Genomic DNA, 8,634 nt, shown 5'->3' on the forward strand with positions numbered 1-8,634 from the left:
AATTATATGGACTTAATCGTTTGAAGTAGTGCCGGGGTCACATAGAGAGGTTTTACGTGCCCGAAGAGGTAGTCAAAAAGAGAAAAGGGTAACGTGGAGCGGTCTACGTGCCCGAAGAGGTAGTCAAAAAGGGAAAAGTGTAAGGTAGAAGCGGTCTACGTGCCCGAAGAGGTAGTCAAAAAGAGAAAAGGGTAAGGTAGAAGCGGTCTACGTACCCAAAGAGGTAATCAAAAAGAGAAAAGGGTATCGTGGAGCGGTCTACGTGCCCGAAGAGGTAGTCAAAAAGGGAAAAGTGTAAGGTAGAAGCGGTCTACGTACCCAAAGAGGTAGTCAAAAAGAGAAAAGTGTAAGGTAGAAGCGGTCTACGTGCCCGAAGAGGTAGTCAAAAAGAGAAAAGGGTAAGGTAAAAGCGGTCTACGTACCCAAAGAGGTAGTCAAAAGAGAAAAGGGTAACGTAGGATGGCTCTACGTGCCCGAAGAGGTGGCAGAAAAGAAAGAATGTTTACTTATAACAAGGATAAGAGCATGTTTCCAGTAACATGCCCTTATTTATTCAGCCTCTCTTTGATATTCCCAGAATGCGCCAAGAGTATAATCACAAGAATACCCCCAGCTATGATGCAGCTCATCCAGTCAACCTGATCGATTACTAGAAACACAGGAATAAGCAGAAATGCCCCCAATCCTGCAAAAGTAAAGCTTTTGGTAAAAGGATAAAGGACCAGAAATCCTAGGATTATGACAGGAATTAGGAGTGGTTCAAACATTACCATTCCCCCAATAAAGGTTGAAATTCCTTTTCCACCCTTAAACTTCAAGGTGACCGGCTTTAGGTGGCCGATAATGGTCATTCCTAACCCTAGCATCTGAACGGGTGCGGATAATTCTAAATAGCGAGCGAGCCATATGACAAGAACACCTTTTAAGGCATCACCTACAAAGATGAGAACAAATGCTTTTTTTCCAAGGAGCCGTCCAGCATTCCTAGCCCCAACATTACCGCTACCATGATGCCTGATATCCTTATGATAAAACATCTTTGTGATCAGATATCCGAACATGACACAACCGATTAAATAAGAAATTACTAGATAAAGATAAATCATTGACTCACTCCTTAAAGATTCGTAGTACATGGTGTCAGGCACCACGTTCTATTTAGGTAAAAAAAATCTTAAAAAAGATGGAGGTCTTAGAGGACATAGGTAGAATTGTATTCCATAAAGGAAAAAATCAGCTAAATACCACTGCTTTTATATTGAGGTGAAAATCCAGTGATTTCAAATAATATTTTAACTGAATTAGAGAAAAAGATAAAAAAGGATAAAATCACCTCATGTCTCATCCAGCAAGAGAATTCTTTAGTTTTCGAATACTATAAAAATAATAAAATGAAGGACAAACAGCATAAGTTAAACTCTGTTACAAAGAGTGTGCTCTCTATTTTAGTGGGAATTGCGATTGATCGTGGTGATCTAAAGGGAGTTCAACAGTCAATAGCTGACTTTTTTCCAAACCTAACAGACTGGCAAAAGCAATTAACGATCGAGCATCTACTTACAATGACCCCCGGATTTGATTGGCCAGAATTTACGAGCTGGGGTGGGAGAGCCATGCCCATGATTAATTCGCGAGATTGGGTTCGTTTTATCCTAGAAAGACCGATGGTTGAGGCTCCAGGAGAAAATATGCACTATAATTCAGGGTGCTCCCATCTGTTAAGTGCCATTCTCCATAAGGCGGCAGGTAAGTCTTTAATAGGATATGCGAATGCTTACTTATTTAAGCCCTTGGGGATAAGTGACTATACATGGTATTCGGATGCGAAAGGGATAGTAATCGGTGGCTTTGGGTTGTCATTAAAGGTAGAAGATATGCTAAAAATTGGGCGGTTGATGCTACAGGAAGGAAAGTGGAATGGCCAGACGGTGGTTTCGGAGGATTGGGTGAAGGAGTCTACGATTCCACGTTTTCATACCTATAATAAAATTGGCTCCTATGGCTATCATTGGTGGATCTTAACCGATGATGATCATCAACCAGCGCAGCCACAGTCCTACTTTGCCATGGGATATGGAGGGCAGTACATTATTGTCGCCCCTGAAAATCAACTTATCGTTACATTTACTAGTGACCTAAACAACGATACCTTTAAACCGTTACAGTACTTTAAAAAGAGTAGTTTAAATGAGGCATAGAAGACTAGGTGGAGTCATGAATTGGTTTCTAATATAAGGGAGATGTTTATGTTTTAAAAATTTTTAAAACATTTAAAAAACACTCTTGCATTTTGATGCTAGGCGGTGATATTATCAAATTATAAAAAATCTAAACGTTTACATTTGAAGAGAACATAACCAGTAGACTAGAATCTTTGAGTCTATTATTTTTTAAAACATAAATCTAAACGTTTACATTTTAGGGGATACATATGATGGAGTACAAACCAACCATTGAAGATGTTGCAAAGCTTGCAAAGGTCTCAATTGCTACGGTTTCGAGGGTAATTAATAACCAAGGTGGCGTTCGAAAAGTAACTGAAGATCGAATTGTAAACGCTATCAATGAACTTGGTTACATCCGCAGCGCTGTAGCAAGAAGTATGAAAAGAAAAGAAACACATACCATTGGCATTATTGTGCCAGATATTAAAAATCCATTCTTTCCGCTAGTGGTTTCTGGAATTGAGCAAAAGGCGAGAGAACTAGGGTACTACACAATTCTAAGTAGCACCAATGAATCACCGATTGTAGAAGAAGAAATCGTGAAGATCTTTATTGAACGTGGTGTAGATGGCGTCATTATTACAACCGCCAATGAGACGGGAGATCATATCAAACTCTTACAAGATCAAGGAATACCTATCGTCGCTGTTGACAGGGCCATCAAGAAATTTGATGTTGATACAGTACTGGTTGACAATGTGAATGGTTCCTATCAGGCCGTACAGCACCTCATTTTACAAGGGCATAAAAGAATCGCTATCATTTGTGGCCCACAACAAACCACTCCTGGACTTGAACGGTTTTTAGGCTATAAAAAAGCACTCGAGGATTATAATATTCCTTTTGATGAAAGCTTGGTTATTCAAGGAGATTTTATGGAAGGCAGCGGCTATTCGGGAGCACATGAACTGTATGATTCAGAAAATAGACCCACTGCCATTTTTTCATCAAACAATCTTATGACTATTGGGTGTATTAAAGGCTTAATAGATTTAGATTGGAAATTGGGAGATGAAGTATCCTTTATAGGTTTTGACGACGTAGAAATTGCTACATTTATCAAGCCGAGATTATCGGTGGTATCTAGACCCATGATGACAATTGGCGAAATTGCTGTCCAATTATTATACGAACGAATGAATATGAAGGGTGAGCTTCCAAAAAGAGAATATCTTTTATCACCTGAATTAAAAATACGAGAATCCTGCCAAGTAAAAATAAAAATCTAAACGTTTACATTTTTAACATAAGGAGAGATAAACACGATGAAAAAAGGCGGAATTTTAAATCCAAGAATTAATCAATTAATCTCTGAAACAGGTCATACAGACTATGTTGTCGTGACAGATGCCGGTTTACCTATTCCTGAAAATGTGACCCATCGAATTGATTTGGCACTCAAGGAAGGTGTACCCGGATTTTTAGAAACGCTAGATACGGTTTTGACAGAACTTGAGGTTGAGAAAGTCATTCTAGCAGAGGAAGTCAAAACAGTCAGTCCAGAAATGCATGATCAAATTGTGAGCCGCTTTGAAAATATACCAATTGAATACGTTCCACATGTGGAGTTTAAACAACAAACCAAACAAGCAAGAGGATTAATACGAACAGGTGAGTTTACTGGATATGCCAATGTTATTTTAGTAGCAGGAGTTGTTTACTAAAAATGAAAGCTCGTTCAAAGGGGGACAGATGAATGAGTACAACGTTACTTGAAATGAGGGAAATCTCGAAGGAGTTTCCTGGAGTGAAAGCTCTTGATCATGTATCTATTCATGTAAATCAGTCAGAGATCCTTGCCTTACTTGGTGAAAATGGAGCCGGTAAGTCCACGTTAATGAAGGTGCTTGCAGGTGTTCATCAGCCGAGTAATGGGCAGATCTATATAAATGGAGAACCCGTAACGATTGAAGGGCCAAAACACTCTCAAAGTCTTGGAATCAGTATTATCTACCAAGAATTTAATTTAATTCCGCATATGAGTGTAGCAGAAAATATTTTCATTGGTCGTGAGCCGCGCAAAACAAAAGGGATCATAAACCGTAAACAGGTTAGGGATGAAACAAGAATTTGGCTAGACCGGGTAGGATTAACACGTGTGTCACCGGATGATTTAATCATTGACCTGTCTGTGGCAGAGCAACAATTAATCGAGATTGCCAAGGCACTTTCCTTTAATTCAAAAATCATTATCATGGATGAGCCGACAGCTGCTTTAAATGATGAAGAGACTAGTAAACTATTAGCCATTATGAAGGACTTAAAGCAACAGGGAATGGGAGTCATTTTTATTACCCATCGCTTGGAAGAAGTCCAAGCAGTTGCTGATTCAATCGCTGTATTAAGGGATGGAAAATACATCGGGAGTGCCTTGGTAAAGGACGTTACAAAAGATGATATGGTTACGATGATGGTAGGCCGTGAGTTGACTGACTTGTATCCAGAAAAGGGTACTCCTGCTACCGATGTGCAACTTGAAGTCAAAGATGTTTCGGTTCCGGACATGCTACATAACATTAATTTTTCCGTTAAAAAAGGAGAAATCCTTGGGATTGCTGGATTAATGGGTTCTGGAAGGACGGAGCTTTCAAAAGCGATATTTGGCTTATACAGCAATATGAACGGTTCCGTAAAAGTAGATTCGAAGACAGTAAAGAGCCCAAGGGGAGCGATTGATGCAGGTATTGCTCTGGTAACAGATGACCGTAAGCAGGAAGGCTTAGTCCTTGGGTTATCAGTCTATGAAAATCTCCTTTTACCTACTTATCGGAAGATATCGCGGTTTGGCGTTTCCAAGAAGAAAATGAAAGATGAAATTGTAAACCGGTGGGTCAAGGATCTAAAGATAAAGGTTCATGATCCGAGCGTAGAAGTCAGGACGCTAAGTGGAGGAAATCAACAGAAGGTTGTCCTCGGAAAATGGCTTCAGATGAATCCCAAAGTGCTAATTTTAAATGAACCAACAAGGGGTATTGATGTTGGGGCAAAAGCTGAAATTTATCAAATTATGAAAAGGCTTACAGAGGATGGGATTTCCATTATCATGATCTCTTCCGAAATGCCGGAATTGCTAGGCCTAAGCAATCGAATTTTAGTAATGAATGAAGGAAGAATAACAGCTGAACTCAGTCAGCATGAAGCGACTCAAGAAAAAATCTTTTATTACGCATCAGGGGGTGTGACGAATGCCTAGTACGACACCTGTTAAGCAAGAGGTGCAAAAGGAAGCCTTTAATTGGCTTTCCCTCATTGAAAAGTACCGTGTATTATTGATTTTTATTGTATTGTGTGGGATTGCAGGGGCATTGTCAGATGTATTCTTTACAATGAGTAACGTGATGAATGTGCTTCGTCAAGTATCCATTATTGCCATCATTGCAAGCGGGATGACACTCGTCATTTTAATAGCAGGCATTGACCTTTCGGTTGGAGCTGTTATGGCGTTTTCAGGAGCTATTTTAGCAGGTGCGTTGACCGCTGGGTGGCCACTGGCATTAGCACTGCTTGCTGCACTTGGCGTAGGATTACTATTTGGACTCTTTAATGGTTTTATTACAGCAAGATTCGGTGTCCCTTCCTTTATTGCCACTTTGGCAATCATGGTTATTGCACGCGGGATGACGCTAGTTTATACGAAGGGTTATCCATTAGTAGTAAGTAATGACCTATACCGTTATATTGGGAGCGGTCGTTTCTTCGGAGTTCCTATTCCGATTATCATTATGTTTGTTGTTTTTGGATTCATGTATTGGATGTTAAAATACACCAGCTTTGGCCGATATATCTTTGCCATCGGTGGAAATGAAGAAACGGCTATTCTCGCAGGTATTAATGTGAGAGCTATTAAAATAGCTGTTTTTGGAATCTCAGGTTTGCTTTCCGCTTTATCCGCTATTATTTATACCTCACGATTAATGTCAGCTCAGCCAACTGCGGGTACAGGAATTGAGTTGGATGCTATCGCGGCCGTTATTATTGGAGGGACTAGTTTAGCAGGAGGAAAAGGTGGAGTTACGGGTACTCTTATCGGGGCTTTAATTATGGGGGTCCTTGATAATGTTCTTAACTTGATGAACGTTTCTCCATTCTATCAAAGTATTGCTAAAGGTCTTGTCATTCTAATTGCTGTATTAGTAGATAGTAAGTTTTCAAAAATTAAAAAATAAAACATTGGGGGTATTAAGATGAAAAAGATTATTTCTTTGTTGGCATTATTTGCGATTATTATTGGTCTTGTTGGTTGCAGTATGGACGAAGGTTCAAGTACAAAAACTTCCGGTTCAAAGTCTAAGGATGGCAAGCTAAAAGTCGGTCTCTCCATGAATACCCTAAACAATCCGTTCTTCGTAGCTGTTAAAGAAGGGGCAGAAGCACAAGCAAAGGAAGATAAGATCGATCTTGTTGTAACAGATGCACAAAACGACCCTGGTAAACAATTAGCAGATGTTGAAAACCTTTTAGAGCAAAATATCGATGTACTTATTATTGACCCTGCCGATAGTGATGCGATCGCAGAAGGTGTTAAAAAAGCTAACGATGCAAAAATCCCTGTATTTACAATTGACCGTCAATCAAATGGCGGAGAAGTAGTTACTCATATTGGTTTTGACGCTCTTAAGTCTGGTAAAATTGCTGGTAACTTCTTAAAAGAAGCTCTTGGCGGTAAAGGAAACATTGTTGAAATTCAAGGGATTTTAGGAACAAACGTAGGACAGTTCAGAAGTAAAGGGTTCAATTCTGTGATGGACGAAACTCCTGGATTCAAAGTGGTTGCAAGACAGGCTGCAAACTTTGACCGTGGTGAAGCAATGAAAGTAATGGAAGATATTTTACAAGCAAACCCTAAGATTGATGGTGTATACGCAGCAAATGATGAAATGGCTCTTGGTGCCTTAGCTGCAATCGAGGCAGCAGGCCGTCTTGATGAAATTACTCTAATCGGCTGTGATGCAGTTGACCCTGCTATTGAAGCGATTAAGGGTGGAAAATTAGAAGCAACCATTGCTGAACCACCAGTATTCCTAGGAAAAGAAGCGGTTAAGACAGCTTTAAAAATTTCTAAAAAGGAATCAGTTGACAAAGAAGTAATTCTTGATTCAACACTTGTGACTCCTAAGAACGTAAATGAGGTTAAAACTAAGTAATAGATTAATAGTTAGAGTAGTAAAAACGCATCTAACCTTGCGTTTTTACTACTTTAAAGGGAGGTTTCTTCATGTCAAAGGTTGTTGTAGTGGGAAGCTATGTGGTGGATTTAATGAGTCGTACTCCTCACCTTCCGAAACCAGGTGAGACGGTTCTAGGTGGCCCATTCAAGATGGGACCAGGTGGAAAAGGAGGGAACCAGGCAACGGCAGCGGCCCGTTCTGGTTCAGAGGTAACATTTATTACTAAATTGGGTGATGATCTTTTTGGAAGAGAGGCCTTGGCGCATTTTACTGCGGAAAAAGTAAACACCCAGTTTATGAAGGTGGACCCTAATCAAGCGACTGGGGCTGCTTTGATTGCTGTTGATGACCGGAGCGAGAATAGCATTGTGGTGGCATTAGGGGCATGTGGTACGATTACGGAAGAAGAAGTGGTAGTTGCTGAAGAAACATTCAAAGAAGCTGACGTTGTGTTAGTTCAATTAGAAACCAGTATTGAGGCAGTGGAGACGACTGTACGTCTGGCCAAGAAGTGGAGTGTACCGGTGATTTTAAATCCTGCTCCCTATCAGGAGTTTCCAAGAGAAATCCTAGCGGATATCGCGTATATTACACCTAATGAAACAGAAGCCTTTGAATTAACGGGAGTAGAAGTAACTGATGAGGCATCTGCTTTAGTTGCCGCACAGAAAATCTACAGCCAAGGGGTGGGTACAGTAATTATCACTCTAGGTTCAAAGGGTGCTTACCTTTTTACAGGTGGAGAAAGTGGAGAACTGGTACCTAGCTTTAAGGTTGAAGCGGTTGATACAACAGGAGCGGGAGATGCCTTTAACGGAGGATTCGCTCACGCCCTAAGCAACGGATTTTCCGTACGTGAAGCCATGGCCTACGCCAACGCCGTTGCAGCCCTTTCTGTCACCAAAATCGGAACTGCACCTGCCATGCCATACCAACATGAAGTAGAAGAACTAGTAGCAAAAAAAGCGTAAAATAGGTGTCAGGCACCATCCGTGGACACTGTCCACATGGAAAAGACAGCGGGCAGAGTGTGCTCGCTGTCTTTTTTTTAAAAGGTAAGAAAAGTATAAAATTTGTCACAGCCACAGTTTTTGATAGTATGGTATTTTATGTTCCGACCCAATGGAAAGAAGCCCGACTTTTAAATAGAAGAAGGTTCTAATGCCCGAGCAAAAGGAAAAAGTGCACGACCGGTAAATAGAAAAAGGTTCTAATGCCCGAGCAAAGAGAAAAAGTGCCCG

Annotated in this window: 8 protein-coding genes; 7 read left to right on the top strand and 1 reads right to left on the bottom strand. The window is 40.5% G+C overall.

All coding sequences use genetic code 11. The features are described 5' to 3' along the window. Nucleotides 1-545 precede the first annotated feature (545 nt). Nucleotides 546-1,106 carry a glycerol-3-phosphate acyltransferase gene (locus tag ABES03_RS12585; RefSeq protein WP_430117619.1) on the bottom strand — a complete coding sequence of 187 codons (561 nt, stop codon included), beginning with the start codon at nt 1,104-1,106 and terminating at the stop codon, nt 546-548. A 168-nt stretch (nt 1,107-1,274) separates the two neighbouring features. Between ABES03_RS12585 and ABES03_RS12590 the strand changes: the two genes are divergently transcribed. The 7 genes from ABES03_RS12590 to rbsK all read left to right on the top strand — a co-directional run bounded on the left by ABES03_RS12590 (nt 1,275) and on the right by rbsK (nt 8,364). Continuing rightward, complete coding sequence (locus ABES03_RS12590; RefSeq protein WP_430117620.1) at nt 1,275-2,198, top strand: serine hydrolase domain-containing protein; 924 nt, start codon at nt 1,275-1,277, stop codon at nt 2,196-2,198. Nucleotides 2,199-2,431: 233 nt separating this feature from the next. After that, a complete protein-coding gene (locus ABES03_RS12595) occupies nt 2,432-3,454 on the top strand; it encodes a LacI family DNA-binding transcriptional regulator (protein WP_430117621.1) in 1,023 nt (340 codons plus the stop codon). 36 nt (nt 3,455-3,490) lie between these two features. Continuing rightward, a complete protein-coding gene (gene rbsD, locus ABES03_RS12600; protein ID WP_309859030.1) occupies nt 3,491-3,889 on the top strand; it encodes a D-ribose pyranase in 399 nt (132 codons plus the stop codon). Nucleotides 3,890-3,921: 32 nt separating this feature from the next. Next, nucleotides 3,922-5,418 carry a sugar ABC transporter ATP-binding protein gene (locus ABES03_RS12605; RefSeq protein WP_430117622.1) on the top strand — a complete coding sequence of 499 codons (1,497 nt, stop codon included), beginning with the start codon at nt 3,922-3,924 and terminating at the stop codon, nt 5,416-5,418. Continuing rightward, complete coding sequence (locus ABES03_RS12610; protein WP_430117623.1) at nt 5,411-6,391, top strand: ABC transporter permease; 981 nt, start codon at nt 5,411-5,413, stop codon at nt 6,389-6,391. Before ABES03_RS12605 ends, ABES03_RS12610 begins: the two co-directional genes overlap by 8 nt. An 18-nt stretch (nt 6,392-6,409) precedes the next feature. Beyond that, entirely contained in the window at nt 6,410-7,369 is a 960-nt protein-coding gene (locus ABES03_RS12615; RefSeq protein WP_307285028.1) for a substrate-binding domain-containing protein, read from the top strand. A gap of 71 nt (nt 7,370-7,440) precedes the next feature. Continuing rightward, nucleotides 7,441-8,364, top strand: a complete 924-nt coding sequence (gene rbsK / locus ABES03_RS12620; RefSeq protein ID WP_430117624.1) for a ribokinase — start codon at nt 7,441-7,443, stop codon at nt 8,362-8,364. Nucleotides 8,365-8,634: the final 270 nt, after the last annotated feature.

The organism is Neobacillus rhizosphaerae (genome assembly GCF_050477885.1).
GTDB lineage: Bacteria > Bacillota > Bacilli > Bacillales > Cytobacillaceae > Neobacillus > Neobacillus rhizosphaerae_A.